Annotated in this window: 24 protein-coding genes; 10 read left to right on the top strand and 14 right to left on the bottom strand. The window is 61.8% G+C overall.

The annotated features are described in order from the left end of the window. Positions 1-13: 13 nt before the first annotated feature. The 3 genes from BLV41_RS15215 to BLV41_RS15225 form a co-directional block, all read right to left on the bottom strand. Positions 14-988, bottom strand: a complete 975-nt coding sequence (locus BLV41_RS15215) for an alpha-ketoacid dehydrogenase subunit beta (RefSeq protein WP_044574702.1) — start codon at positions 986-988, stop codon at positions 14-16. Then, entirely contained in the window at positions 985-2,250 is a 1,266-nt protein-coding gene (pdhA, locus tag BLV41_RS15220; protein WP_083360813.1) for a pyruvate dehydrogenase (acetyl-transferring) E1 component subunit alpha, read from the bottom strand. Before pdhA ends, BLV41_RS15215 begins: the two co-directional genes overlap by 4 nt. A gap of 165 nt (positions 2,251-2,415) precedes the next feature. Continuing rightward, a complete protein-coding gene (locus BLV41_RS15225) occupies positions 2,416-3,537 on the bottom strand; it encodes a histidinol-phosphate transaminase (RefSeq protein ID WP_074712354.1) in 1,122 nt (373 codons plus the stop codon). A 65-nt stretch (positions 3,538-3,602) separates the two neighbouring features. Between BLV41_RS15225 and BLV41_RS15230 the strand changes: the two genes are divergently transcribed. Continuing rightward, positions 3,603-4,031, top strand: a complete 429-nt coding sequence (locus BLV41_RS15230; RefSeq protein ID WP_074712355.1) for a phage holin family protein — start codon at positions 3,603-3,605, stop codon at positions 4,029-4,031. Positions 4,032-4,057: 26 nt separating this feature from the next. Here BLV41_RS15230 and BLV41_RS15235 read toward each other — a convergent pair whose 3' ends face one another. Next, positions 4,058-5,572 (bottom strand): PGAP1-like alpha/beta domain-containing protein, encoded by a 1,515-nt coding sequence (locus tag BLV41_RS15235; RefSeq protein ID WP_074712356.1) that lies wholly within the window; start codon positions 5,570-5,572, stop codon positions 4,058-4,060. A gap of 118 nt (positions 5,573-5,690) precedes the next feature. Continuing rightward, positions 5,691-6,083, bottom strand: a complete 393-nt coding sequence (locus tag BLV41_RS15240; protein WP_074712357.1) for a hypothetical protein — start codon at positions 6,081-6,083, stop codon at positions 5,691-5,693. A 140-nt stretch (positions 6,084-6,223) separates the two neighbouring features. Between BLV41_RS15240 and purB the strand changes: the two genes are divergently transcribed. Then, positions 6,224-7,666 (top strand): adenylosuccinate lyase, encoded by a 1,443-nt coding sequence (purB, locus tag BLV41_RS15245; protein ID WP_074712358.1) that lies wholly within the window; start codon positions 6,224-6,226, stop codon positions 7,664-7,666. 132 nt (positions 7,667-7,798) lie between these two features. Here purB and BLV41_RS15250 read toward each other — a convergent pair whose 3' ends face one another. Together BLV41_RS15250 and BLV41_RS15255 are read right to left on the bottom strand one after the other, a co-directional pair. Next, the gene (locus BLV41_RS15250; RefSeq protein WP_074712359.1) at positions 7,799-8,575 is read right to left on the bottom strand and encodes a nuclease-related domain-containing protein; all 777 of its coding nucleotides are present in this window, start codon (positions 8,573-8,575) and stop codon (positions 7,799-7,801) included. A gap of 209 nt (positions 8,576-8,784) precedes the next feature. After that, positions 8,785-9,222 carry a hypothetical protein gene (locus tag BLV41_RS15255; protein ID WP_074712360.1) on the bottom strand — a complete coding sequence of 146 codons (438 nt, stop codon included), beginning with the start codon at positions 9,220-9,222 and terminating at the stop codon, positions 8,785-8,787. A 205-nt stretch (positions 9,223-9,427) separates the two neighbouring features. On the opposite strand from BLV41_RS15255, the gene BLV41_RS15260 reads away from it, so the two are divergent. Then, positions 9,428-9,862: an acyl-CoA thioesterase gene (locus BLV41_RS15260; RefSeq protein ID WP_074712361.1), complete on the top strand. Its 435-nt coding sequence runs from the start codon at positions 9,428-9,430 to the stop codon at positions 9,860-9,862. Positions 9,863-9,885: 23 nt separating this feature from the next. On the opposite strand, the gene BLV41_RS15265 is transcribed toward BLV41_RS15260, so the two are convergent. Next, a complete protein-coding gene (locus BLV41_RS15265; RefSeq protein WP_074712362.1) occupies positions 9,886-11,097 on the bottom strand; it encodes an aminotransferase class I/II-fold pyridoxal phosphate-dependent enzyme in 1,212 nt (403 codons plus the stop codon). An 88-nt stretch (positions 11,098-11,185) separates the two neighbouring features. Between BLV41_RS15265 and BLV41_RS15270 the strand changes: the two genes are divergently transcribed. After that, complete coding sequence (locus tag BLV41_RS15270) at positions 11,186-11,878, top strand: peptidyl-tRNA hydrolase (protein WP_083360815.1); 693 nt, start codon at positions 11,186-11,188, stop codon at positions 11,876-11,878. Between the two features lie 51 nt (positions 11,879-11,929). Here the strand turns inward: BLV41_RS15270 and rlmN are convergent, their stop codons facing one another. After that, complete coding sequence (rlmN, locus tag BLV41_RS15275) at positions 11,930-13,183, bottom strand: dual-specificity RNA methyltransferase RlmN (RefSeq protein WP_074712363.1); 1,254 nt, start codon at positions 13,181-13,183, stop codon at positions 11,930-11,932. A 200-nt stretch (positions 13,184-13,383) separates the two neighbouring features. Between rlmN and BLV41_RS15280 the strand changes: the two genes are divergently transcribed. Continuing rightward, on the top strand, positions 13,384-14,394 hold the full coding sequence (locus tag BLV41_RS15280) for a YdcF family protein (RefSeq protein ID WP_074712364.1): 1,011 nt from the start codon (positions 13,384-13,386) through the stop codon (positions 14,392-14,394). Between the two features lie 61 nt (positions 14,395-14,455). Here the strand turns inward: BLV41_RS15280 and BLV41_RS15285 are convergent, their stop codons facing one another. Genes BLV41_RS15285 through BLV41_RS15295 form a run of 3 tightly spaced genes read right to left on the bottom strand, consistent with a single transcriptional unit; the run spans position 14,456 to position 16,861 of the window. Then, positions 14,456-14,647 carry a hypothetical protein gene (locus BLV41_RS15285; RefSeq protein ID WP_044574733.1) on the bottom strand — a complete coding sequence of 64 codons (192 nt, stop codon included), beginning with the start codon at positions 14,645-14,647 and terminating at the stop codon, positions 14,456-14,458. A 52-nt stretch (positions 14,648-14,699) separates the two neighbouring features. Next, positions 14,700-15,086, bottom strand: coding sequence for a DUF1304 domain-containing protein (locus tag BLV41_RS15290; protein ID WP_074712365.1), 387 nt, complete (start codon positions 15,084-15,086; stop codon positions 14,700-14,702). A gap of 26 nt (positions 15,087-15,112) precedes the next feature. Continuing rightward, entirely contained in the window at positions 15,113-16,861 is a 1,749-nt protein-coding gene (locus BLV41_RS15295; RefSeq protein WP_074713366.1) for a pyruvate dehydrogenase, read from the bottom strand. A 167-nt stretch (positions 16,862-17,028) separates the two neighbouring features. Here BLV41_RS15295 and BLV41_RS15300 point away from each other — a divergent pair, with 167 nt between their 5' ends. Next, on the top strand, positions 17,029-18,510 hold the full coding sequence (locus BLV41_RS15300; RefSeq protein ID WP_074712366.1) for a mannitol dehydrogenase family protein: 1,482 nt from the start codon (positions 17,029-17,031) through the stop codon (positions 18,508-18,510). 100 nt (positions 18,511-18,610) lie between these two features. Here BLV41_RS15300 and xylB read toward each other — a convergent pair whose 3' ends face one another. Together xylB and BLV41_RS15310 are read right to left on the bottom strand one after the other, a co-directional pair. Next, on the bottom strand, positions 18,611-20,017 hold the full coding sequence (gene xylB / locus BLV41_RS15305) for a xylulokinase (protein WP_074712367.1): 1,407 nt from the start codon (positions 20,015-20,017) through the stop codon (positions 18,611-18,613). After that, on the bottom strand, positions 20,014-20,967 hold the full coding sequence (locus BLV41_RS15310; RefSeq protein ID WP_083360816.1) for a sugar-binding transcriptional regulator: 954 nt from the start codon (positions 20,965-20,967) through the stop codon (positions 20,014-20,016). The genes xylB and BLV41_RS15310 overlap by 4 nt, the downstream gene beginning before the upstream one ends. Before the next feature lie 128 nt (positions 20,968-21,095). Between BLV41_RS15310 and BLV41_RS15315 the strand changes: the two genes are divergently transcribed. The 4 genes from BLV41_RS15315 to BLV41_RS15330 all read left to right on the top strand — a co-directional run bounded on the left by BLV41_RS15315 (position 21,096) and on the right by BLV41_RS15330 (position 25,373). After that, positions 21,096-22,484: an ABC transporter substrate-binding protein gene (locus BLV41_RS15315; RefSeq protein ID WP_074712368.1), complete on the top strand. Its 1,389-nt coding sequence runs from the start codon at positions 21,096-21,098 to the stop codon at positions 22,482-22,484. A gap of 80 nt (positions 22,485-22,564) precedes the next feature. Then, the gene (locus BLV41_RS15320; RefSeq protein WP_244517030.1) at positions 22,565-23,440 is read left to right on the top strand and encodes a carbohydrate ABC transporter permease; all 876 of its coding nucleotides are present in this window, start codon (positions 22,565-22,567) and stop codon (positions 23,438-23,440) included. A gap of 3 nt (positions 23,441-23,443) precedes the next feature. Next, positions 23,444-24,331 (top strand): carbohydrate ABC transporter permease, encoded by an 888-nt coding sequence (locus BLV41_RS15325; protein ID WP_074712370.1) that lies wholly within the window; start codon positions 23,444-23,446, stop codon positions 24,329-24,331. 4 nt (positions 24,332-24,335) lie between these two features. Next, positions 24,336-25,373 carry an NAD(P)-dependent alcohol dehydrogenase gene (locus BLV41_RS15330; RefSeq protein WP_211481635.1) on the top strand — a complete coding sequence of 346 codons (1,038 nt, stop codon included), beginning with the start codon at positions 24,336-24,338 and terminating at the stop codon, positions 25,371-25,373. Positions 25,374-25,462: the final 89 nt, after the last annotated feature.

A 25,462-nucleotide genomic window follows, 5' to 3' on the forward strand; every position in this document is an offset into this window, starting at 1 on the left:
GGTGCTGGCCTTCCTAGTATGCGAAGGCGCGGTCCAACGCCTCCAGCATGCGGTCAATGTCCGGGAGGTAGTGCTCTTCAACGCGGGCCACAGGGTAGGGCATGTGGAAACCGCCCACGCGGATGGCCGGGGCCTCGAGCGAGTAAAAGCAGCGTTCGCTAATGCGGGAGGCGATCTCCCCGCCAATGCCACCAAAGGTGGGGGCCTCATGAGCCACAACCAGTCGGCCGGTCTTGTTTACGGATGCTTCCACCGTGTCGAAGTCGATCGGCGAAATGGACCGCAGGTCAATGACCTCAACGCTGTGACCGTCTTCGGCAGCCGCGTTTGCCGCCGCGAGGGCCACGGGAACCAGCGGGCCGTAGGCCACCAGAGTCGCGTCGGTTCCTTCGCGCACCACGTGGGCCTTGAAGGGATCGCCGGGTGAGTTTTCGGTGTCAACTTCGCCCTTGAGCCAGTAGCGGCGCTTGGGCTCGAAGACAATGACCGGGTCCTTGCATTCAACGGCCTGCTGAATCATCCAGTAGGCATCGTTGGCGTTGGAAGGGGTGATGATGCGCAGACCCGGAGTGTGGGCGAAAAGTGCTTCAGGGGATTCCGAGTGGTGCTCGATGGATCCGATTCCGCCTCCATAGGGGATGCGAATGACAACGGGTGCACTGAGTTGACCGTCGGTACGGGTGCGGATTTTGGCCAGCTGCGTGGTGATCTGGTTGAAGGCCGGGAAGACGAAACCGTCGAACTGGATCTCGCAAATGGGTCGGTGTCCACGCAGGGCCATGCCGATCGCGGTGCCAATGATGCCGGATTCAGCCAACGGAGTGTCCATCACGCGGTGGGCACCAAATTCCTTCTTGAGCCCCTCCGTGACACGGTAGACGCCGCCGAGAGAACCAATGTCCTCGCCCATGAGGAAACTCTTGGGGTCGTTGGCGAGCTTTGCACGCAGACCCTCGTTAATAGCCTTGGCAATGGTCATTGTGCTCATGCTGCACCACCCTGAGTTTCAGAAGTTGAGGATTGTGCATCAACAAATGACGCCTCGTACTTTTCAAACCACGCAAGTTCTTCGGCCACCAACGGGTGGGCCTCGGCGTAGACCGTGGCGAACTTCTGACGGATGTCGGCCCCGCCCAGCGCCAGCGTTGCGCGACGGACATGGGCAGCCAGCTCGTCGCCGTCGTTCTTGACCTGGGCAAAGAAGTCATCGTCAGCCAAGTTCTCGGCACGCAGGTACGTCTCCAGACGCTGCAGTGGATCCCGGGTCTTCCAGAGCTCTTCTTCGGCGTTCTCCCGATACTTAGTGGGATCGTCGGCCGTGGTGTGTGCCCCGACGCGGTACGTGGAAGCCTCAATCAAAACTGGGCCGTGGCCGTCGCGGGCATGGTCAAGGGCCCACTTGGACACCGCGTAGACGGCCAAAACATCGTTGCCATCAACACGAATTCCGGGGATGCCGTAGCCCCCGGCACGGTTCACGAGCGGAATCTTGGACTGCACTTCAAAGGGGACCGAAATGGCCCAGTTGTTGTTCTGGCAGAAGAATACAACGGGCGCGTTGTAGGAGGCGGCGAAGACCATCGACTCATGAACGTCGCCTTCGCTGCTTGAGCCGTCGCCGAAGTAAGCCACGACGGCGGCCGGTTCAGTTGTGGGGTCGGCGGCCAGGTCTCGCTGGATGCCCATGGCGTAACCCACCGCGTGAAGCGTTTGGGCGGCCAGAACCAGCGTGTAGAGGTGGAAGTTGGTCTCGCGAGGATCCCAGCCACCGTTGGAAACGCCACGGAAGAGTTTGAGCAAGTCGGCAAGATCCAGCCCGCGCGTCAAGGCAACACCATGTTCGCGGTACGTGGGGAACGCGTAGTCGGCCTGGTTCATGGCACGGCCAGAACCAATCTGCGCAGCTTCCTGACCTACAACCGGCACCCACAGGGCCAGTTCACCCTGGCGCTGGAGGGCCGTAGCCTCGGCGTCAAAGCGCCTAACCACTGCCATGTCGCGGTAGAAGCCGCGGAGCATCTCCGCGCTGAGCGCTTCTATGTAGGGGCTAAAGGTCGCGTCGTGGACGGAGTTACCCTGCTCATCCAGAAGCTGAACAGCGTCCTGGGGGCCCACTGCGTTGGTGCGCAGGACGCCCGCAGCCCCTCCAGCCTGCGGGCGCACCGAGGCAGCCTGAGGCGTGTTGATTGAATCTGTGCTTACTGAAGCGTCTTCGCGTGAATCACTGGCAGCTTTTTGGGCGGCGCCCATGCTGTCTCCTCGTCTGCCGAATCCCAGGGGCATCATGCTCCCCGTCCCGACTCGTTGGTGCCGATATATGCCTCTTCGGGAATGCATTCCTTTTGGCGCATATATATACGTTTTCGATTTACAACTGTATCCGTACGTGTAGGCAAATCATGCCTTTGTTAATCGCTAGGAACGTCGTGGCTCTTTTGTATAGGCCGCACAGATTTTTAGGAAACGAGTATTGGCGGCTACTTCGCCGATGGTCACGCGCACTCCCTCATCGCCAAAGGGCCGTACAGAGAGGGCGTGTTCCAACGCCACTGCCGCAAAGTCCTGGGTGTTGGGGCCAAGGTCCAGCCAGATGAAGTTTCCTTGGGCGTCAGGAATTTCCCAGCCTAGGTCCTTCAAGCCAGCAACAACGCGGGTGCGTTCATCCACCAGGCTTTGTACTCTTTCTACAACTTGGCTGTAGTTCTCCAAGGATGCAACGGCCGCCTGTTCCGCGATGCCCGATACGGCGAATGGCGTAGACGCCGCACGCAGATACTGAGTGATCTCCGGCTGGGAAAGGGAGTAGCCAACACGCAGCCCGGCCAGTCCATGCGCCTTTGAGAATGTGCGCAACACCATGACGTTGGGGTACTTGCGGTACAGCTCTACCCCGTCCACGGCATCTTGGGCCCGAACAAATTCTTGGTAAGCCTCATCAACAACAATGACCACGTTGGTGGGGATGCGGCGGATGAAGTCTTCGGTTTCCTGCGAGCGCAGCGCCGGTCCGGTGGGGTTGTTGGGCGTGCACAGCAAAATTACCTTGGTGTGTTCGGTAACGGCGTCGGCCATGGCCTGAAGATCGTGACTGCCGTCGGCCAGGACGGGAATCTGGACGCTCGAGGCACCAGCAAGACCTACGCAGATTGGGTACGCCTCAAAGGACCGCCAAGCATAGATGACTTCATCGGGCACACCATCGGTGTTCTGGCCGGAAAATGCTGCCAAAATCTGATTCAGGGCGCCCAGGCTTCCTGCCCCTGTAACGATGTCCTCGGCGGGGACGTCCAGGAATTTCGACAACGCATTGCGCAGGAGGGTGCAGCTGGAATCCGGGTAACGGTGGACTTCCACCTCGCCGCGGAGTACCTCAAGAACAGCCGGGACCGGCCCCAACGGATTCTCGTTGGAGGAGAGTTTAAAACTTTCCAAACCGGGAATTTCCGCCGGCGGTTTGCCTGCCGCGTATTTAGGCAATCGGCCCACAACGGGTCGAGGTTGCACGCCGGTTGGTCCAGTGCTGTTTGTCTCGGTCATGCCACAAGCTTATGACAGCGCCGCCAGACAGGTTCTCCGGGTCTGAAATGTGGAACTATGGAGTCATGGGAAGAATAGTTATTCGAGTTGCCATCAACGCCCTTGCCTTGTGGGTTGCCGGCTGGATCCTGCCAGGGATGGATATTGCCTCAACAACGATTGTTGGCAATGACGTCGCCGGTGCAAGTGGCAGCGCCAACGTGATCAACACTGTTTTGGCCTATCTCTTTATTGGCCTGCTCTTCGGCATCGTCAATGCGCTGGTCAAACCCGTGGTGAAGTTACTGTCCCTGCCGGTTACGGTGCTGACCCTTGGCCTCTTTACGATTGTCATCAACGCCGCCATGCTGTGGCTGACGGCGTGGGTCACGACCTTTACTCCGATCTCACTAACTATCGACGACTTCTTCTGGACAGCTATCTTGGCCGCATTGATCATCAGTGTGGTGTCGATGCTGGCCGGCGGCCTGGGTAAATCCGATTCCCGCCGCTAGTTAGTGCGCCGTCGAGTGCTGTCTTGTCAGCGGACGCCAAGACTGTAGCGTTCAGTTTCTCCGGGCTTCTTAGTGCCAGGTGTTTGCCCCTTTTGCTTCGGCCAATCATCAACATCGCTCCCTTGATAGACCCACTTGGCACCTACCATGGCAGTTCCGCCGGCCCCAGCTCCAAGGACCGCCTGTAACTGTTGCCGCGAGGCCACCATCGAGGGATCGTCGCTTTGATCCAGTGCCGCGGCATCGTCCATGTAATTCTCGAGGGAATGGGCCTGGGCTAAAACACCAAAGAGGTCGTCCGCCTCGCCTGTTGGCGGTCGGCGGGAGGTCACTGTCACCCAGTTTTGGGTGGCAGCCGGGGGGCCAAAGTCAACGGCCGTAACAATGTCATCCTCGTTCTGCAGGTCCACGACGTTTATGCCCTCCCCCACACCGGTATTCTTTGCTGGCGATCCCGCGATCACAATCATCTTCACGTTCACTTCCGCTAGGAATGCCGGATCGGCTGCCGCCGCCGCGGCATGGATACCCCCACCGCTGTGTCCGGTGAGCACTACATCTTCCCCAGGTAGTGCTCCAGATGCCGTGAGGGATTCCTTAATCAGCTCCTGCACCAACACCTCTTGCTGCTTGAACTCTTCCTGGTGGGCCGCCGTCATACCTTCCATATTCCCCTCCATGTCAAAGGGGTTTGAGCTATCAAAGGTTGACCAGTCCTCCGTGCCGGGCAAATGAACCACCCAAGCCGTGCTGCCATCGGGCCTGTCTACCCGAACGACCCCGATGGAACCCGGCGGGTAACCATAGGCATCATTGCTGCCACCGAGCATGGCCTGAAAACTGGCGAGCCCGCTCCAGGGCTCTCCTTCCGAAGAAATTGCGTGCCCGGGTGGATAGAAATCGGCATGAGCCGGGTTCCATTCTTGTTCAGGTACTTGCCGCACCACAAGGTGTCCGGGGCGGGCAAGTCCCCCTGCATCGGCGACTTTCCTCAGACCCCAGGCTGAGGCGGCCCCCGCCGAACCAGCATCTCTTTTTCGCAGTTGGGCGAGCATGTAGATGAAAGCTACTCCCGGCCCCAAGGCGCCTGCGGTGTAGGCACCGCCATCGTTAAGGGCCGTTTCCATCATGTCGCGAAACCCTTGTTCCTTGCCGGTTTTCAGCAGGCTAAGGAGGTCATGGCCAATCTTGAGCGCGGCAAAGGTTCCTAAGCCCCACGTATTTTGGCCGCTGCCCAGGGCCTTCATACGCCCAGCCCGATCCACAGCGTTAGCATTGCGAGCTTCCGCCTCGGCGTAGTTCACGCTCGCCTGACCCGACTTTTCGGCCAGCTTCAAGATACTTCCGTGCAGATTCATCGAGTGAAAGTAGGCGTCTCGCATGGCCTCCAGACTGGAGAGGGGATAGACAGGCGCACCAACGGCAGCATCCCCCAACCACGTCCATTCTGAGCGTAGGCGGCTTTCCAAAGAATCGATGAGCTGGGCGATCCGGTGCAACTCGTCGGCGGCGGCCGTAATTTCGGCGAACGTGACGCTCATGGACCCTAGACCACCTGAATAAGTAAATGAGGTCCCGTCTTGGCTACACAGCCCCATGACACCCTGCTCTCTTTTTCAACGCCCTAGATTAACTTGCCTGCCCTGAGAAACCGTTGGCCTAAAATCGGGGCCACACCCGGCTCGTGCCTAAATTGCCGCCCCAGCCGGGCCCAATACCGGGGTTCGCACGCCAACAAACTTCGCCGCCTGCGACGGGATCGGCGGCAGCGCGTAGATATTCGGCGTAGTTGCCGAGTAGCTCCACGGCAGTGCCAATTTGCTTACTGGCGTTGATGAACCTGAAATCAACATCGTCGAGAGATTTTCGGAATGCCTCGGCCGCAACAGAATGCCAATCCACGCCATCGAGCTGGGCTGTTCTCAAACGCAGGGCATCCAGCTCCTGTGCCACGCCCGCCAGCCGCTGAGCAACTACCACCACGGCGTCCGCCGATGGTCCGGCAGTCGCAACTCCGAGCGGTCCCGGAGCAAAACCTCCTGGGTATCCCATTGCTGTCCCCTTCTCCCATGTCTTAACGCCAGCCTAGAAAATCCCACAGGAGGGGACTAGGGCGGCCCTGCGGATTGTGGAATATTGCCCTCATGGACCCCGCTGTGGAGGAATGGGCGGTTCATGGAAGAATTAGGGGCATGTCTGATTCAGCAAACGCCACAGCCCGCATCCCTTCCGGCCGCCTGTCCTTGGCCGCTTCCTCCGAGCGCATCGCGCTGGGTCCCCTCGATGGCCGCTACTCCGGTGCCGTTGCCCCGCTGGTGGACTACCTGTCTGAAGCGGCCTTGAACCGCGACCGCGTTGGCGTTGAAGTCGAGTGGTTCATCCACCTGACCAGCAACAATGTACTTCCCGGAACCGAACCGTTGACCGCGGAGCAGCAGGCCGGCCTGCGCGCCATCGTCACCGAATTTGATGCCGCAGCCGTGCAGGAATTGGCCGACATTGAAAAGGTCACTGTCCACGACGTCAAGGCCGTGGAATACTTCATCGGCAACCGCCTGGCCGCCCTGGGCCTGGAGCGCTTGAAGCCGCTGGTTCACTTTGGCTGCACCAGCGAGGACATCAACAATCTTTCCTATGCGGTGGGCATCAAGGGTGCCGTGGAGGACGTGTGGCTGCCCGCAGCACGCTCACTTGTTGCCAAGATTGCAGCCATGGCCGAAGAAAACCGCGCCGTGCCCATGCTGTCCCGCACGCATGGCCAGCCGGCCACGCCCACCACCTTGGGCAAGGAATTGGCCGTCACGGCGCACCGCCTGACCCGCCAGCTGGATCGCATTGCAAAGACCGAGTTCCTGGGCAAGATCAACGGCGCCACCGGAACCTACGCGGCACACTACGCGTCCGTCCCCGCCGCCGATTGGCAGGATGTTGCCAAGGGCTTCGTCGAAGCATTGGGCCTGACCTGGAACCCATTGACTACGCAGATCGAATCGCACGACTGGCAGGCCGAACTCTACGCAGACATGGCCCGCTTCAACCGCATCCTGCACAACCTGTGCACCGACGTGTGGAGCTACATCTCCATTGGCTACTTCGCGCAGATCCCGGTCCCCGGTGCCACTGGTTCCTCCACCATGCCGCACAAGGTCAACCCGATCCGCTTCGAGAACGCGGAAGCAAACCTGGAGATCTCCAACGCCCTGCTGGACACCCTGGGCGCAACGCTCGTGACCAGCCGCTGGCAGCGCGACCTCACTGACTCCTCCAGCCAGCGCAACATCGGAGTGGCATTCGGCCACTCCCTGCTGGCCATCAACAACGTGCTGGGCGGTTTGGGCCGCCTGGACACCGCCGAGGCCGTGCTGGCCGATGACCTTGACCACAACTGGGAAGTTCTCGCCGAGGCCATCCAGATGGTCATGCGCGCCGAGGCCATTGCCGGCGTCGAAGGCATGGAAGATCCCTACGAGCGCCTCAAGGACCTGACCCGCGGACAGCGTGTGGACGCCGCCCGCATGCAGGAGTTTGTCTCCGGTCTGGGCCTGTCCGACGGCGCTCAGGAGCGCCTGCTGGCCCTGACCCCAGGCAAGTACATTGGCATCGCCGAGTCCTTGGTGGACCACCTGAATAAGTAACTCCTCGCCCGCAAGGGCATGAATGTTCGACGGCGGCACCTCGGCTTGCGCTCAATGCGCAACCGAGGTGCCGCGTCCGTTTGTGCCGCTGGACCGCGCGGTACGAGGAAGGGTTGCGGGGACAGGTCTGCGCTAGCCGCCTGCGAGACCGGCGAGAAAGGTCCCCAGAATCGGCGGGAGCAATGTGCCGCCCACCATTGCCGCTGTCAGAAATGCCGCGCCCACGCCCAACCTCCAAACAGTGCGCCGCACCGTCGACTTCTTGACGTGTCTGTTCAGGGATGCGAACCTGGCTTCCACGGCGGTTGGCTCGTCGCCGATTTGCGGGTTCTCGTGCCACGCACCGGGTGCGCGCGCGGCGGCGGCAAGACGCTCGACTTCCGCAGCGTGGAGAATGTGCGGCTGCCGCGAAAACCACCGCCGCAGGTTGCCGGCGTTTACGATCTCCACACCGTCGAGGCCCGTCTTGACAGTCAGGCTCCGCGGCTCAATCAACACCAGCAAAGCTGCCACGTTCACCTCGCGGCCGGTCGCCTTGCCCAGCACACGAGCCGCCCGCCGGGCCTCGGACACCGCTTTGGAGATATATGTGGTCTTCGTGCCGTTGACCATGAACGTGTTGCCTCCCACCCAGACCTTTTGGCCGGAATGGTTCTTGGTGTTGAGGGTGAAGACGCCTGCCGGCCCAATAACCACGTGGTCGATGTCGGTGTCCGCCTTGCCGACGGGCACGGAATGGAGCACCTCCCAACCCGATCCCATCCCTGCCAAGACCTTTCCCACTTCAATCTCTCCCAGGGCGCCCTTGTACCAGGATTTCGAATCCGGCCCCAGTGGGGTGGTGCCAAACAGCCGAGCCATGAACCGCTGCGGTGGCAACTTTGCCTGTTCGTCTAGGAGCTTGGCCATGACAGACTGTCCTGCAATCCTTTCACTCAGGTCTCTAACCGGGTCCGGGCCCAAATTCCCACGCCCGCTACTATCCGTGTCCACGTTCGCCGCCTGCCCGGCTGGGGGAGTGTGCGCCACACCGTAGTGACTCATTGGCCGAGCCTGGTCTCCAGAGCCTACGTCACTGCTCACAACTCGACCAGGGCGATGGCTAGCGGCCCACATCCCTAGTGGACGCGGTCCTGCCACTCCTGGAACATCTCGATCGCCACATCGCGCCGCCACCGCCAGAGCTTGCAAGGCTGGGTCGAGCCGCGCCGTACTTCAAGACAGTCCGGAACTACTTCGGGGATGCCACAATCCGGGCAACGCTCCGCATCCCAGATGGCCAGATTCATCACCACACCGTTTTGGATCAGCTGACAGTCACCATGGACACCCAGGCGTGCCAGCCGACCGCCCAGATTGGTGGCGCGCGGCGCGTTGTGATTTCGGTAGATAGCCGTCAGAGCAAACCCTGATGGCGTTAGAAACGCCATCGCCCGCATGAGAAAACAAATGATGCACTCGTTTCTATGCGGAACCATGAAGTTGTCCGTCAGCTCCCGGAACTGCCTCGTTAATTCCTCGCTCGATTCCCTCGGCGCACCGCCACATTGATCCATGGGTTTTCCTTTCCACACAACCAATGCTGGGCTCAGGCGCCGAACCTGGAAAGAGCGTCAATGGCAATTGTGGATAGCGCACTCCCGGACTCCGGGATGTGGAGGAATGAGCACACCACGACAACTGCAAAGTGGTACAAAACATGGTGTGTCCTCGCCAACAATACGGGTACGCAACCCCAGTTGTCCCGGTACATTTACAGCTATGAACTCTGGTGATATCACGTTCCATACCCGCAAATGGGTCCGCCCTGAAGACCTCAACGCCAACGGGACACTGTTTGGCGGCAGCTTGCTGCGATGGATCGATGAAGAAGCGGCAATCTACGCAATCGTCCAGCTGGGGAATGGACGAGCCGTCACCAAATATATGTCTGAGATCAACTTTGTTTCTTCTGCGCGGCAAGGCGACTTGGTAGAGATGGGCCTCACGGCCACCCATTTTGGCCGGACGTCGCTGACCATGCGGGCCGAAGTGCGCAATATGTTCACCCGCGAATCAATTCTCACCATCGAGAAGATCGTGTTTGTGAACCTTGGCGATGACGGTAAGCCGGCCGCGCACGGCTTCGATTCCATCACGTACAGCAGGGACCGGGTGCCCACGAAGCATTTGGGACATTTCGAGCCCCAGGACTGAGCCACCGGCCCGGACGCCGGGCGTCACCCACGTCCGTGACGCTGGAAGCGTTCGATCCGTGCAATAGCCTCACGGACGGCGTCGTACCCGGCGGCGAAACTTAGCCGAACCGTGGTGAACCCACTCACACCATCAAAGTCGCCGCCGGGCACCAATGCAACGCCCTCGCTTTCCAGCAGTGCCGCACAGTACTCACGCGAGTCCGCGAACGCTGCCAAAGCCGGGCCAAGATTTGCGTAGAGGTAGAAGGCGCCGTCGGCAGGGGCTACGTCCACCCAGCCCAGGTCCGCGACCTTCTCTAAGAGAAAATCGCGAGTGAGTGAAAAGTCCGCCACGGCAGCGTCCGCCTCGGCATAGGACTCTTCACTGAACGCCCCCAAAGCCGCCAGCTGGGCCGGTGCGGGCGGGCACAACGCAACGTTCCCGGCCAGTGCGTCGACGGCCTGCACCAGGTCGTCGGGAACCAGCGCCCACCCCAGCCGCCACCCTGTCATTCCCCAGTACTTTGAAAAGCTGGAAATCACCGCACCCGTTCGTTCCAGTTCCCAGGCACAGATCCCCTTCGGATCAGGACTGCCCGGAACGGGATAGGTGATGCCGTGATAAATTTCGTCGCTGATCAGCCGCACCCCATTGTCCCCGCACCACATGCTCAGTCCGGTCAATTCTTCGCGCGAAACCATGGTTCCCGTGGGGTTGGCGGGCGAGGCCAGGACCAGACCCGCCAGCGGACCGTGTTCCTCCACGGCGGCGTCCAGCAGCTCGGGTGTGGGCTGAAAGTGGGAGTCAGGACCGGCGTCGAGCTCAATGACATCAATGGCCAGGGCCTTGAGGATGTTCTTGTACGCGGGGTAGCCGGGGCGGGCCAAGGCAACCTTGTCACCTGGGTTGAACGCGGCGAGGAAGAGCAACATGAAGGCCCCGGACGATCCGGTAGTCACGGCAACGTTGCGCGCAGGAACATCGATTCCGTACCAGCGCTTGTAGTGCCCTGCGATGGCTTCGCGCAGCTCCAAAGTGCCAAGCGGCGGCGTATAGGTCAACGGCATCCCGGATCCGTGAATCTCCGCGGCCCGAGCCGAAACTGCAGTCGGCGCGCCACCACTGGGCTCACCGGCACATAGCGAGATGATGTCCCGGCCGGTTGCTCGCAGCTGCGCCACCCGCTGCAGAATATCCATGACGGCAAAGGGCTGCACGTTTGCACGGTCTGCAACGGTGAGGGTTTTTCGCATGGAGACTCCTGAACAAAGGCTTGTGCGGCTAAAGGGGACCGGCCTCCAGCTTGTCACACAGCGATGCCGATGCCCCTAGGCTTAACGTGTGAGTGAATACACCGAACGCATTGCACAGGAACTCGTCCAGCCCATCATTTTGCTCGTTGACCGGGAGGAACCGGCCAGCGAGCAGCACGGTATTGCCGCCGCAGCCTTGGCCTCGGCCCAGGCATTTCTGCGCGACCCCGCGAATCCCGATTGGCAGCAATGGGCGCAGGGTGCGTTCGCCAAGTCCGTGCGGCGTGCCGACGCGAAGATGTTCGCCAAGGTCCTCGCGGCTTTCCCGGACCACGCACCGTCAATGGTTGGTGAGGCCCAGGCCGTCGGCCTGCCGCCCATGCCAGCTGCAGAACTGCCCAAGTTGCTCAGCAAGCTGCAGGTTTCCGGCACGCAGCTCCCCAGCGGCGCTCCCCTCCCGGCGCAGCCGCTGACCATAGTTTTAAATGCGTCCCTGGAAATGTCCACCGGCAAGGCCGCCGCACAGGCCGCCCATGCGCTGCTTGCGTGGGTCCTGGAAAGCAAGCCAGCCGCCGTCGAGGCGTGGGCAGCGAACGGATTCCCCGTGGGCATCGCCGAGATGCCGGCCAAGGAGTTCCGCAAGGGCGCACGGAAATCGGCCGGACCTGTCATTCAGGACGCCGGGCGCACCGAGATTGAGCCCGGCTCCACCACCGCCTATGTGGCAGTGGCCAAGGAGCCCGTCAAGTCCCGGCTGTGGCGCAGGAAAGGTACCGTTTAACTAAAGAACGACGCCGGAACGCAAGTTTCGGCGTCGTTCTTTGGTCAAGCTTTACTCGGCGGCGGCGAGCTGGCCGCAGGCGCCGTCAATTTCCTTGCCGCGGGTGTCGCGCAGGGTGGTGGGAATGCCATTGTCAATGAGCGTGTCAATGAATTCCTGCATCACTTCGGGCTCCGAGGAGGTCCAGATGGAGCCGGGAGTCGGGTTCAGCGGGATCGGGTTTACGTGCACCCAGCCACGTCCGCGCTGGTTGAGCTTCTTCGCCAACAACTCGGCACGCCACGGGTGATCGTTCATGTCCTTGATGAGCGCGTACTCAATAGACACGCGACGGCCGGTGACCTTGTAGTAGTTGTACGCCGCATCCAGTGCGTCATCAACCTTCCACTTGTCGTTGACCGGGATGAGCTCATCTCGCAGCTCATCGTCAGGAGCGTGCAGGGACAGCGCAAACGTGATGGCCACGCCTTCCTCGGCCAGCTTATTGATACCCGGGACCAGACCTACTGTGGAAACCGTGATACCGCGGGCAGACATGCCCAGGCCCTCGGGACCCTCGGCCACCATGCGGTGCACTGCATTCATGACGCGCTTGTAGTTGGCCAGTGGCTCACCCATGCCCATGAAAACGATGTTGGTGACCCGCTCGGCGTCGTGCCCGCCATCGCGGCGCAGGTGACCCAGTCCGCCCTCGGCGATGACCCGGTTGGCCTGGACAATCTGGTCAAGGATCTCCGCGGTGGACATGTTGCGGGTCAGCCCGGCTTGGCCCGTGGCGCAGAACGGGCAGTTCATGCCGCAACCACACTGGCTGGAAACGCACAGGGTCACGCGGCCCGTGTAGCGCATGAGTACGGACTCCACGAGGGAGCCGTCAAAGAGGCGCCACAGGAACTTGATGGTGTCACCGTTGTCCGTGGTGAGGCGCTTGACCTCGGTCAGGAGCTTCGGGAACATGGTGTCCACAATCTCGGCACGGCGGTCCTTGGGGAGGTCGCTCATGAGCTCGGGATCGGTGGTGTAGTGCTGGAAGTAGTGCACGGAGAGCTGCTTGGCGCGGAACGCCGGCAGGCCCATCTCCTTGAACTTCGCCTCACGCTCGGCCAGCGTCAGATCCGCCAAGTGCACCGGCGGCTGAGATACCCGCGGGGACTTGAACTGCAGCAGCGGGCGACCCTCAGGATCCTTGGCCTGCTTCCAGCCCTCGGTCGCAGGCATAACCTGGGCCGGGCGGCGGGCAGGTCGAGTCTTCGGGGCTGTCGCATCGGTTGCGGCGGGGCTGGGGGTGTTTTTGGGGGAAGTCATCCTTTCCATTGTCTCTCACATACCCTCTGCTGTCCCGCGTTGGCCGCCAAGATCACATTTCGGCCTTTTTGGAAGGTCGGTACGAGGTCGGACCCCTCCGCTGCGCGCCCTTAACCTACCGCTGTGGTTGGGCCTGGTCCACAAGATTCTCAGCCTGCGGCAGCATGCGGACGAGATGTGCAACCACGTAGGCTGGCAGCATGATTTCGCTGATTTTGGCCGCGGTTCTTGGCTGTGTTTATGTTTACTTGCGCCGCAAGGACGCCCGCATGCTCCGAAATGGAATTGTTCTCGTGGCCGCCTGCTGGTTCGCACTAGTGGGAATTACGGAGATTCTGGCGCAATGGTTTCCGTGGACCCAGTGGATTGGTTTCGGCATCGTGGCACTCTCCCCCTTTGCCATTGTGGTGCTGGCCGGATTCCTCATTAGCAACGGCGCAACCATGATGCGCAAAGAAGGACGCAGCCTCGGCAACCTGCTTTCGCTTCTTGCCGGGCTGGCCCTGCTGGGGTTGCCCGTGCTCGCCGCACTACTTGTAATCACGCTGAACCCCGTGGCGATTGGCCTGGCAGCCTTGCTGTTCTTCTTGTGCAGCTACTTTGGCGTGGTGTTTGTGGTCTTTCTGGCCTACGCCGTGGCTTACGGAAAGATGAAGCACACTTCGGTTCCCGCCGCCGTGGTCATCCTTGGCTCACAAATCATCAACGGGAAGGTTCCGCCGCTGCTGAGCTCACGCCTCGACAAGGGCTTGGAGATTTACCGGGAGTCACCTCCGGAGGCCTCGCCGCTACTCATTCCCTCGGGCGGCCAGGGGGCGAATGAATCTCGCCCAGAGGGAGTCGCCATGGCCGAATACCTGGTGGCCGCGGGCGCACCTCACGACCATGTCGTGGCGGAGGACCAAGCGGTCAACACGGCCCAGAACCTGAAATTCTCTGCGGCCGTGGCCCGCAAGGAAGGCCGCGACGGCCCCTTGGTGGTGGTCACGAACAACTATCACGTCCTCCGCGCAGCCCTACTGTCGCGCAAGTTGGGAATCCCTGCCCAAGTGGTGGGCTCTCCCACGGCACGGTACTTTTTGCCCAGCGCGTTCCTGCGTGAATTCGTGGCCATTCTCAAGGAACACAAGCGGCTCCATGTCCTCATGTGCCTGCCATTCATCGCGTTGACAGCGTTCCTGACGGCGGCCATCATCGCCGTATCGCAGTAGCGGCTGGAAAACTGCGCCAAAGAGGATGGCGCGCTAAAAAGGATCACGCCTGGCACGCGCCTTAGTCAACAAACTCCGACTGGGTCACGATGAAATCCCACTCTCGCTGCGTCAGCGTTCCGCCGCTCAAGCTGCCACCGGCCGCAGCCACGGCCTCCGCAACACTTTCAGGTACTTCTGTCGCACCGGTATTCTCACGGAACCACTGCTTGGCTCGCAGCTCGAGCTCAAGCCACCACAGATGAATTTCCACTTTAGCCACCCCCTCGGATGTACCTCAACGCTATGCCCCTTGCCGAACGCGTTCAAGAGGCCAGCGACACCAAAACAAGCACGACGGCGAGCAACGGAAACGCGAGCTGCACCAGGGCCGCTTTTGCTTTAGAGGGCGATGAAATGAGCAAGACCAGCCCGGCGGCAAGCATGGCTCCCGCCCCGGCCAGAACCAGCGCCGCGCCCACCCCGTGGTGGCCTGCGGCGGCAGCGATGATGCCGGCCACGGCCACCACCGCGAGGAACAAGTTGTAGAAACCTTGGTTGAAGGCCAGTTCCTTGGTGGCATCGGCTTCCGCAACGGACGTCCCGAACGTCTTCCTGGTGCTGTCTGCTGTCCAACGCAGCGATTCCAAGACAAAGATGTAGACGTGAACCAAGGCGGCCAAGCCGGCGAAAATGAGTGCTGCGGTGAACATCGGGATCCTTTGTTGGGGAATGCGGGTTAGCCGCGGGGAATGTTGCGCAGATTGGAACGGGCCATGCTGACAGCCTCGCCGGCACCCTTGTTCAGGACGATCTTGGACATGGCCGTAGCAAAGCCAAGCACCTGTCCGCCCTTGATTTTCGGCGGAATGGAGAGCGCATTGGGATCGGTGATCAATTCCACGAGGGAGGGCCCATCATAGGCAAAGGCGGCCCTGTAGGCGTCTTCGATATCGGCCGGATCGGTGACACGGACAGCATGGAATCCCATCGCTGCGGCAATCGCGGCGTAGTTGACATCCGGAACATCCACGCCAAAGTCTTGCAGCCCGTCGACCAGCATTTCCAGCTTCACCATGCCGAGAGTGGAGTTGTTGAACACCACCACGTTGATAGGCAGCTTGTGAGTTGCTGCCGTGATCAACTCGCCCAGCAGCATCGACAGTCCACCATCGCCGGAGACGGAGATGACCTGCCGATCCGGGTAGGCCGACTGGACACCAAGTGCTTGAGGCAGCGCATTGGCCATGGAACCGTGAAGGTAGGAGCCAATCAGGCGGCGGGTGCCCAACGGGTTGATGTAGCGCGCCGTCCAAACGTTGCACATGCCCGTGTCTGCCGTGAATACTGCGTCGTCAGCAGCTATCTCATCAAGCAGGGACGCCGCATATTCCGGGTGAATGGGCACCAATTTGTCAGCCTTGCGGGTGTAGGCACCGACTGCCTTATTCATGAGGCGATCATGTTTTTTCAAGATTGCATCCAAGAATTTGGAATTTTCCTTCGCCTCTATCAAGGGCAGGAGCGCCTGAATAGTGGGCAAAACCTCGCCATGAACGGCAATGTCGACGTCGGTGCGTCGCCCCAAATGTTCCGGCGCCCTGTCCACCTGGGCAGTCCTTGTGGACGGCAGGAACTGGTCATAGGGGAAGTCCGTGCCGAGCATGATCAGCAGGTCAGCGTCCTCAATGCCCTCCGCCGCGGCCCCGTATCCCAGCAGCCCGGTCATGCCGATGTCGTACGGGTTGTTGTATTGGATGAAGTCCTTGCCGCGCAGGCTGTGCCCAATGGGAGCCTTGATTTTCGCGGCTAAGGCCACCACCTCATCATGGGCGCCTTGCACCCCGGCGCCGGCAAAGATGGCAACCTTGTCCGCTTGGTTGATGGCCTCGGCCAGCTCCGCCACGCTTTGGGCTGCCGGCACCAGGGCAGCCGGATGAAGTGGGCGCTGCAGCGGAGATGGCGCGGTGGCAGGCAGGCTGGCGATGTCACCTGGCAGCGTCACCACAGCCACTCCCCGCAAGCCCACGGCATGTTGAATGGCATTGTGGAGCACCCTTGGTGCCTGGTCAGAGGTACTGATGAGCTCCGAGTACACCGAGCACTCGCCAAAGAGCCGGTCGGGGTGGGTCTCCTGAAAGAATCCGCTGCCTATTTGGACGCTGGGGAGATGGGACGCGATGGCCAACACCGGCGCACCGGTGCGGTTGGCGTCATATAGCCCGTTCATCAAGTGCAGATTTCCGGGACCACAGGAGCCGGCACAGACAGCCAATTCACCAGTGAGCTGCGCCTCGGCACCGGCCGCGAAAGCGGCGGCTTCCTCGTGGCGGACATGGATCCAGTCGATCCCGCCTTTGGCGGAGCCACCGGTTTTCCGCACCGCATCCACCAAAGGGTTGAGGCTGTCCCCCACTATCCCGTAGATGCGCCGCACTCCCGCTGCCTGTAATTGTTCGATGAGCTGACTGGCAAGTTCCTTGGCCACGTGGCCCTCCTGCTGCAAATAGTCCTGCGTCGGATACTGGCCAATATAGCCCCCATCCGCCGTCATGGCCCGATCCACCTGAAATTCACAAAGCGCTCATTTGAGTCGAATCTTTGCGCTCATTTGATACAGTGGGATGAAGATCACATCTTCAAAGGAGCGCCACCATGCCACAACTCAATGCCGAGAACCTCGACCACCTGCCGGAAACGGTCGCGATTCCCAGTTATGACCGCGCCAAGGTCACCACGGGAATTGTGCATTTTGGTGTTGGCGGATTCCACCGCGCCCACCAGGCCATGTACCTTGACCGGCTCATGAACGCCGGCAAGGCGCTCGACTGGGGTATTTGCGGTGTTGGCGTGCTGCCCCACGATGCGAAGATGTCCCAGGTCATGGCCGAGCAGGACTGCCTCTACACAATGCTCCTCAAGCACCCGGACGGCAGCCGCGAGGCCCGCGTCATTGGCTCCATGACCGAGTATCTCTTTGCCCCGGCCGACCCCGAGTCCGTCATTGAAAAAATGGCATCCCCGGACACTCGCATTGTGTCCCTCACGGTAACCGAGGGCGGCTACAACTTCCACCACGTAACCGGAGATTTCGACGCCGAGAACCCGGACGTGGTCCATGACCTCGCGCCAGGAGTGGCCCCGCGCACCACGTTCGGCCTCGTCACGGAGGCGCTGGCCCGCCGTCGAACACGTGGAATTGCACCCTTCACGGTCATGTCCTGCGACAACATCCAGGGCAACGGCGATGTCGCCAAGAAGATGTTCACGGCCTTCGCCGAGCTCAAGGATGCGGACCTTGCGGCGTGGATGCGTGAAAACGTCGCGTTCCCGAACTCCATGGTGGACCGCATCACCCCCGTCACCACCGATGATGACCGCAGCGCCATCGCCACGGAGTTCGGCGTCGTTGACCAGTGGCCCGTGGTGTGCGAGCCGTTCGAGCAGTGGGTGCTGGAGGACCACTTCACCCTGGGCCGCCCTCCGTTCGAGCAGGTTGGCGTGCAGCTGGTGGACGATGTGGAGCCGTACGAGCTCATGAAGCTGCGCCTGCTCAACGTCAGCCACCAGGCCCTGTGCTACTTCGGCACGCTGGCCGGCTACACGTACGCACACGAGGTCTGCCAGGACCCGCTGTTTGTGCAGTTCCTGCTTGACTACATGGACCTCGACGGCACGCCCACTCTTTCCCCGCTCCCCGGCGTGGACCTCCCTCTTTACAAGCGCACCCTGATCGAGCGCTTCGCCAATGAGCACGTCCGCGACACCCTGGCCCGCCTCTGCGCAGAGAGTTCGGACCGCATTCCCAAGTGGCTGGTTCCGGTCATCTGGAACAACCTGGAGAACGACGGCGGGATCTCCCGCTCCGCTGGCATCGTCGCCTCCTGGGCGCGGTATGCCGAGGGGACGGACGAAAACGGTGCACCCCTGAACGTTGTTGACCGGTTGAAGGAGCCGCTCATGGCTGCTGCCGCACAACAGCACGAGGACAAGTTGGCGTTCCTGCGCAACCGCGACGTCTTCGGCGACCTCGTGGACAACGAACGCTTCACCGAGGCTTACCTGCGCACCTTGGACACCCTGCACAACAGTGGTGCCCGTGCGGCAGTCGAGGAGCTGGTGGCCCTGGGCCGCTAACAGGCCCCGCAATTCAGTGAGGGCGTGCCAAATGGGCGGTGGCGTATGAAACTTCATATGTCACCGCCGGCTTGGCACGCCCTCGGCAGTTGTACGGCAGTTACACCCCGTAAAAGGCCTGCCGCGCCGCGATGTACCGTCCGCGCACGGTGGCGCCCCATCCGCCGTCGGGCGTGAAGGACTCCTCGATCCGCCGGCCCCACACGGGAAGCTCGCCCGTGGCAACCCAGGCGGCCTGGCGGGCGGCACCGAGCGCCACATATTCGCGCTGCTCAGGCTGGTCAACCGGAACCCCAAAAATGGTGGCAGCCGCCTCGCGCAGCGCCCGGGACTTCGAACCGCCGCCTATCAGCAACACGCGCTCCACCGGGACGCCAAAGGATGTAAGTGCGTCCAAGGCGTCGGCCAGGGAGTTCAGCACGGCCAGCACCGAGGCCCGGGCCATGTTCTCCGGGGTCATGTTGGCACGGGTCATGCCCACCAAGGTTCCTGTGGCATCTGGCAGGTTGGGGGTGCGTTCGCCGTCAAGGTAAGGCAGAAGGGTCAGGCCGCCTGCATCAGGCGCGGCGGCGAGCGCCAACCGGTCAAACTCCGCCAAGTCAACGTTGAGCATGGCCGCCCCTGCCGCCATGACGCGGGCGGCATTGATCGTGGCCAGCAGCGGCAGGTGCCGGCCCGTGGCGTCGGCAAATCCGGCCAATTGGCCGGACGGGTCTTGGATCGGAGCCTCCGAGACGGCAAACACAGTGCCCGAGGTGCCAATCGAGACCACCACCTCGCCCGGCGCCAGTTCCAGGCCCAGCGCCGCCCCGGCGTTGTCACCCATGCCGGCACCCACGACGGCGGCACTTGGACCCCAGCGCGGCAGCAGCTTTCCGGCGCTTTCGTGGGGCGCGAGCACCTCCGGCAAAACGGGAACGGAACCAAAGAACTTTTCCAGCAGTTCGGGCCGGTAGGAGTTGCCCACCGGATCGAAGTAGGCGGTTCCGGAGGCGTCGCTGCGGTCGGTTGACCAGGCACCGGTGAGTTGCAGGTTCAGCCAGTCATGCGGGAGCCCCACGGCCTCCACACACGCAGCAACCCCCGGCTTGTTCGCAGCCAGCCAGGCCAACTTGGTCAGGGTGAAGGAGGCCACGGGCACCACGTTGACGGAGCCCACCCAGGCCTCTGCACCGAGTTCGGCAACCATGCGGGCGGCGTCGGTGGCACTGCGGACGTCATTCCAGAGCAGCGCATCATGTACCGGGTTGTCGTTGCCGTCCACGCCCACCATGCCATGCTGTTGGGCCGCCACCGAAACACCGGCCAACCGCCCGCTCAGTCCTTCAACACCGGCGGCTGACCAGGCTTCGGCGAGCGCCTGCGTCCACAGCCGCGGATCAATGGCAGTGCCGTCGGGGTGGCTTGCCGAACCCGCAGCAAGCTGCGCGCCGGTGGCGATGTCTACCGCCACCACCTTGCAGGACTGCGTGGAGGAATCGATGCCCACCACCAGATCGGGGCTCACTCGGGCACACCCTGGCCATCCATGTCGCGTCGCAGTTGCACGGCCAGCGATTCATCCATCACCAAGGTGTGGATGATGCCTGCCGCGATGCAGGCCCTTACCGCGTCAGCCCTGCCTGATCCATGGGCGACTCCAATCACCTTGGGCGTGCGGCGCAGCTGCGCAACGGTAACCGCAAGAACCCGGGAGTCCAGTTCAGAGGGAACCGGAGTGCCGTCAGCGGCGATCAGCCGGCCAGAACATTCCGCAACCGCACCATTGCGCATTCCTTCCTGGCGAACCGTGTTGTCGACACGGTCCCAAACGGTCGAAAGGTTGGGGGCCCAGGCCCCGATGGCCACGATGGCCAGGTCCAGCGAATCTGCCTGGCGCATGGCATCGGCAATCTCAGGCTGGCGCCGCAAGCCAGTGGCCGTCGCCGCACTGTCAACCACTAGCGGCGCCCACATGGGCCATGTCAGGCCACCACCCACACGGCCAAGACGCTGGATGATTTCCAGGGGGTTGCCACCTCCCGGGACAGGCAGCGCACCTGCCAGTTGCACAATGTCGCATTTGGGCAGCTTGCTCACATGCCGTGCGGCGAGATCCAGGGTCCTGGACCAGGAGATGCCAATTGTCATGCCGGTACGAGCCTCGCCCATGAGTTCCTCGGCCACCGCCTTGGCATGACCGTCCCGATGTTGGAGATCGTCTTCCATGGTCTTGACAACCACCACCCTGTGGATGTTTAGGGCGTGCGCCAAGGCACCGGCGTCGATCGCCGCCTCATGGCCGGGGTGGCGGATTTCAATGTGAACGATGCCTTCGGCACGGGCCTCGTCAAGGAAGCGGGCCACCTGAAACCGCGAAATCCCGTGTTCGGTTGCTATTTCAACCTTGGATTGGTTGTCCAAGTAATATGCCTGCCCAATACGGGCAAGCAACTCCTCATGGGATATTTCCGGCACGGTGCGCCTTCCTCAACTTAAAACATTTGAGCCTTAGCTCTTGCTCAAATGAGTATATATGACTAGAGTCACTTAACAAATGAGCAAACATTCGTTGCTCAAATGAGCGACTAGATTGCGAGCGACCAATGAAGTTCCCCCAATTTCGTGCCAAGCCGGCGCGCCGGAAACAAAGCCAGAACCAGGCCGGCAAATGGCTGGCCGTTGCCGCCACTGCCGCGCTTGCCCTCAGCGGTTGCGCACCCGCCGGCCCCGCCAAGGACACCATTGTGGTGGCCATTGTGGCGAACCCGCAGATGAAGGACGCAATCTCCCTTCAGGACGACTTCACCGCCAAACACCCCAACGTCAACGTCAAGTTCGTGACACTGCCGGAGAATGAGGCCCGCGCCAAGATCACGGCCTCGGTGGCCACCGGCGGCGGCGAGTTCGACGTCGTCATGATTTCCAACTACGAGACCGAAATGTGGGCGGCGAACGGCTGGATCGAGAATCTCCAGCCCCTCGCGGACACCACAACCGGCTATGACACCGACGATTTCATCCCCACCATCAAGGACGCACTGAGCTACCAGGACAACATGTACTCGGTGCCTTTCTACGGCGAATCCTCCTTCCTGGTATACCGCGAAGACCTGTTCAAACAGGCCGGGATCACCATGCCGGAGAACCCCACGTGGGAGGAAATCGGCGCCATCGCCCGCAAGCTCAATGACCCGGCAAAAGACTTTGCCGGCATCTGCCTGCGCGGGCTGGCAGGCTGGGGCGAGGTCATGGCCCCGCTCAGCACAGTCATCAACACCTACGGGGGCCAATGGTTCGACTCGGATTGGAACGCCAAGCTGGACACCCCCGAGGTCAAGGCGGCAGTCACCGACTACGTTGACCTGCTGCACGACGCAGGCCAGCCGGGCGCCGCAACCAGCGGCTACGGCGACTGCATCACCCGCTACAGCCAGGGCCAGGCGGCCATGTGGTACGACGCCACAGCCATGGTCTCCAGCATTGAAGACCCCGCATCCTCACTGGTTGCCGGCAAGTCCGCGTACGCCCCGGCGCCCGTGAAGAATACGGATTCGGCCGGCTGGTTGTACAGCTGGTCATTGGCCATCCCGTCCACCAGCGAACACAAGGACGTCGCCTGGGACTTCATTTCCTGGATGACCAACAAGGACTACATCAAGCTCGTCGGCGAGAAGATCGGCTGGGAACGGGTGCCCCCTGGCAGTCGCAAGTCCACCTACGAAATCCCCGAATACGCCACCGTCGCCAAGGCCTACGCCAAGCCCACCCTTGACGCCATGTACGGCGCCAAGCAGGAGACGTCCATGGTCAGCTCCGTCCCGTACCCGGGGCTGCAGTTTGTGGCCATCCCGGAATTCCAGGACTTGGGTACCCGGGTAAGCCAGCAGGTCTCGGCAGCCATTGCCGGGCAGAAAACCGTTGACGAAGCTTTGAAGCAGGCCCAGCAGTACGCCGAACCCGTCGCAAAGTCCTACCAAGAAGGAGGCAAATAGTGGCTACCACCATGGTTGATCGACACAACCTCAAACAGCACAAACGCAAGCGCTCCACGAAGCCACAACACGGCCCGGGCATGTCCAAGGCCGAAGCCTGGCGCCGCCGCGGCCCGATGCTGCCGGCCCTGATTTTCACCATTGTCATCACGCAGCTGCCGTTCCTTGTCACCATCTGGTACTCGCTGCGGAACTGGAACCTGCTCCGCCCCGACGGGAACCAGTTCAACGGACTGCAAAACTATGTGGACATCTTCATGGACTCCACGTTCCGCAGTTCCGCACTGAACAGCATTGTCATCACCCTGGGCTGCGTTTTCTTCGCCATGGTTTTGGGCATCATCTTTGCCCTGCTGCTGGACCGCAAGTTCCGCGGCCAGGGGGTTGTCCGCACCATGCTCATCACACCGTTTTTGATCATGCCGGTCGCCGGCGCCACGCTCTGGAGCATCTCGATGCTGAACCCGAGCTTCGGCCTGGTGAACTGGGTGATCTCTCTGGCGGGCATCCCGCCCGTCGACTGGACGGCCCAGCACCCCGTCGTCTCCATCCTCATGGCACTGGTATGGCAGTGGACCCCGTTCACCATGCTGCTGGTGCTTGCCGGACTGCAGTCCCAGCCCAAGGACGTCCTCGAGGCCGCGCAGATCGACGGCGCCGGCTGGACCAAGACCTTCTTCTGGGTCACGCTGCCCCAATTGCGCCGCTACATTGAGCTGGGCGTGCTGCTGGGCACCATTTATGTGGTCAACACCTTCGACCAGATTTACCTCATGACCGCCGGCGGGCCTGGCACCGCCAGCGCCAACCTGCCGTTTTACATCTACCAGCGGGCTTTCCTGGGTTTCGACATCGGCCAAGCTGCCGCGATGGGTGTTGTGGTTGTCATCGCCACCATCGTCATCGCCACCTTCGCCCTCCGCCTGATCTTCCGCAGCTTTGACGCAAAGGACTAAGCCGTGACCACCACCGTCGCTCCCCCTGCCCCTGTTCCTACGGCCAAGAAATCCGCCGAGCGGAAATCTCGTGAAGCCCGACGGCGTTTCGCAGGTTCCAGCATCACCACCGTCACGTGGCTGCTCGCCTTTGTGTTCTTTGCACCGGTGATCTGGCTCGTCATGACGGCGTTCAAGCCCGAATCCGCCGCGGCGTCCAACCCGCCCGTGTTCTTATTCACGCCTACTTTTGAACAGTTCGAGGCCGTGCTCAGCAACGGCGCCGGCACCTATTTTCTCAATTCGCTCATCGCCACGGGTGTCTCCACCATTCTTGTGGTGCTGCTGGCCGTGCCTGCGGCCTATGCCGTGAGCATCCGGCCCGTGAAGAAGACCCAGGACGTGCTGTTCTTCTTCATCTCCACCAAGATGCTTCCCGTGGTGGCCGTCATCATGCCCATCTATGTGATCGCCGGGCAGCTGAAGGTGCTGGACAATATTGGGACGCTCATTGTCCTGTACACGGCCATGAACCTGCCCATCGCGGTGTGGATGATGCGCTCCTTCTTCCAGGAGGTCCCCGGCGAGGTCCTGGAGGCTGCGGCCATGGACGGCGCCGGGCTGATCAAGACCCTGCGCACCATCCTGATCCCCATGGTCACACCCGGCCTGGCCGCCACGGCGCTGATCTGTGTGATCTTTGCCTGGAATGAGTTCTTCTTTGCCCTCAACCTCACGGCCGCCAACGCTGCAACAGTTCCGGTGTTCCTGGTCTCGCAAATGACCAGCGAGGGCTTGTTCCTGGCCAAACTCTCGGCAGCCTCCGTCCTGGCGTCCCTGCCCGTCGTCATCGCCGGCTGGGTGGCCCAAAAACAACTTGTCCGCGGACTCTCGATGGGTGCGGTGAAATAGGAAAATGACTACACCAGAATCAACAACGCACAGCATCCCAGCCACGATGGCCACCTCAGTCCTGGTCCGCCAGGGCGAGCTGCGCACCGAACAGCGGCCGGTTCCCGCACCGGGGCCCGGCGAGGTGCTGGTGCGAATCGCCTCGGTGGGGGTCTGCGGATCGGATACGCATTACTTCAATGAGGGCCGCATCGGCAGCTTCGTTGTGGACTCCCCGCTGGTGCTGGGCCATGAGCCTTCCGGCGTCGTCGTGTCACTCGGCGAAGGTGTCACGGACCGTTCGGTGGGCCAGCGCGTGTCACTCGAGCCGGGCATCCCCGACCCGCTCTCGAAGCAGTCACTGGCTGGCTGCTACAACCTGGACCCGGGAGTGCGCTTTTTTGCCACCCCGCCCATTGACGGTGTCTTCGCCGAATATGCTGTGCACCCAGCGGCGTTCTGCCACCCCGTCCCGGATGCCGTTTCCAACGACGCTGCAGCATTGCTGGAGCCGCTCAGCGTGGCCTTGGCTGCACGTGCGGCGGGCAAGATCCAGATCGGTGACAAGGTCCTTGTGGCTGGCGCCGGCCCCATCGGGCTGCTGGTTTCGAAGGTGGCCCAGCTCGCCGGGGCCACCGTCACGCTCACTGATGTGCGGGCCGAACGCCTCGAAATTGCCGGAGCATACGGCGCAAGGCATACCTTTACGGCGGCAGAACAGCCGCCTGTGGAGCCGGAGTTCGATGTTTTCATTGATGCAAGCGGAGCCGAGCGGGCCATCCTGGGCGGGCTGGCCCGTCTGGCCCCGCGCGGCCGCGCCGTCCTCGTCGGCATGGGTGCGGACACCATTGCGCTGCCCGTGCCACTCGTGCAAGGCCGGGAACTGACAATTACGGGTACATTCCGCTACGCGAATACTTGGCCAACTGCCATCGAACTGGCGGCTTCCGGCCAGGTCGATCTCGACGGGCTGGTCACCTCAACCCACGGCCTGGACGGTGTGGAGGCCGCCCTTGCTGCCGGCGGCAACCCTGGCGCGCTGAAGGCAGTGGTGCGTCCGTAGGCGTTGCTCCTGGGGCCCTGCCGGAAATAGAAGCACTCATGCACGCGAAGGGCCGGACGGCAACCCGTCCGGCCCTTCGTGCATTCGTT

This window comes from Arthrobacter alpinus (genome assembly GCF_900105965.1).
Taxonomy (GTDB): Bacteria; Actinomycetota; Actinomycetes; order Actinomycetales; family Micrococcaceae; genus Specibacter; species Specibacter alpinus.

What these genes read in the sequence shown, in the direction of transcription:
- BLV41_RS15330 (WP_211481635.1), top strand. Translation starts at nt 24,336, where the DNA reads ATGACTACACCAGAATCAACAACGCACAGCATCCCAGCCACGATGGCC.
- BLV41_RS15265 (WP_074712362.1), bottom strand. Translation starts at nt 11,097, where the DNA reads ATGCGAAAAACCCTCACCGTTGCAGACCGTGCAAACGTGCAGCCCTTT.
- BLV41_RS15215 (WP_044574702.1), bottom strand. Translation starts at nt 988, where the DNA reads ATGAGCACAATGACCATTGCCAAGGCTATTAACGAGGGTCTGCGTGCA.
- BLV41_RS15230 (WP_074712355.1), top strand. Translation starts at nt 3,603, where the DNA reads ATGGGAAGAATAGTTATTCGAGTTGCCATCAACGCCCTTGCCTTGTGG.
- BLV41_RS15240 (WP_074712357.1), bottom strand. Translation starts at nt 6,083, where the DNA reads ATGGGATACCCAGGAGGTTTTGCTCCGGGACCGCTCGGAGTTGCGACT.
- BLV41_RS15235 (WP_074712356.1), bottom strand. Translation starts at nt 5,572, where the DNA reads ATGAGCGTCACGTTCGCCGAAATTACGGCCGCCGCCGACGAGTTGCAC.
- purB (WP_074712358.1), top strand. Translation starts at nt 6,224, where the DNA reads ATGTCTGATTCAGCAAACGCCACAGCCCGCATCCCTTCCGGCCGCCTG.
- BLV41_RS15260 (WP_074712361.1), top strand. Translation starts at nt 9,428, where the DNA reads ATGAACTCTGGTGATATCACGTTCCATACCCGCAAATGGGTCCGCCCT.
- rlmN (WP_074712363.1), bottom strand. Translation starts at nt 13,183, where the DNA reads ATGACTTCCCCCAAAAACACCCCCAGCCCCGCCGCAACCGATGCGACA.
- BLV41_RS15280 (WP_074712364.1), top strand. Translation starts at nt 13,384, where the DNA reads ATGATTTCGCTGATTTTGGCCGCGGTTCTTGGCTGTGTTTATGTTTAC.
- BLV41_RS15290 (WP_074712365.1), bottom strand. Translation starts at nt 15,086, where the DNA reads ATGTTCACCGCAGCACTCATTTTCGCCGGCTTGGCCGCCTTGGTTCAC.
- BLV41_RS15250 (WP_074712359.1), bottom strand. Translation starts at nt 8,575, where the DNA reads ATGGCCAAGCTCCTAGACGAACAGGCAAAGTTGCCACCGCAGCGGTTC.
- BLV41_RS15315 (WP_074712368.1), top strand. Translation starts at nt 21,096, where the DNA reads ATGAAGTTCCCCCAATTTCGTGCCAAGCCGGCGCGCCGGAAACAAAGC.
- BLV41_RS15320 (WP_244517030.1), top strand. Translation starts at nt 22,565, where the DNA reads ATGTCCAAGGCCGAAGCCTGGCGCCGCCGCGGCCCGATGCTGCCGGCC.
- BLV41_RS15300 (WP_074712366.1), top strand. Translation starts at nt 17,029, where the DNA reads ATGCCACAACTCAATGCCGAGAACCTCGACCACCTGCCGGAAACGGTC.
- BLV41_RS15225 (WP_074712354.1), bottom strand. Translation starts at nt 3,537, where the DNA reads ATGACCGAGACAAACAGCACTGGACCAACCGGCGTGCAACCTCGACCC.
- BLV41_RS15255 (WP_074712360.1), bottom strand. Translation starts at nt 9,222, where the DNA reads ATGGATCAATGTGGCGGTGCGCCGAGGGAATCGAGCGAGGAATTAACG.
- pdhA (WP_083360813.1), bottom strand. Translation starts at nt 2,250, where the DNA reads ATGGGCGCCGCCCAAAAAGCTGCCAGTGATTCACGCGAAGACGCTTCA.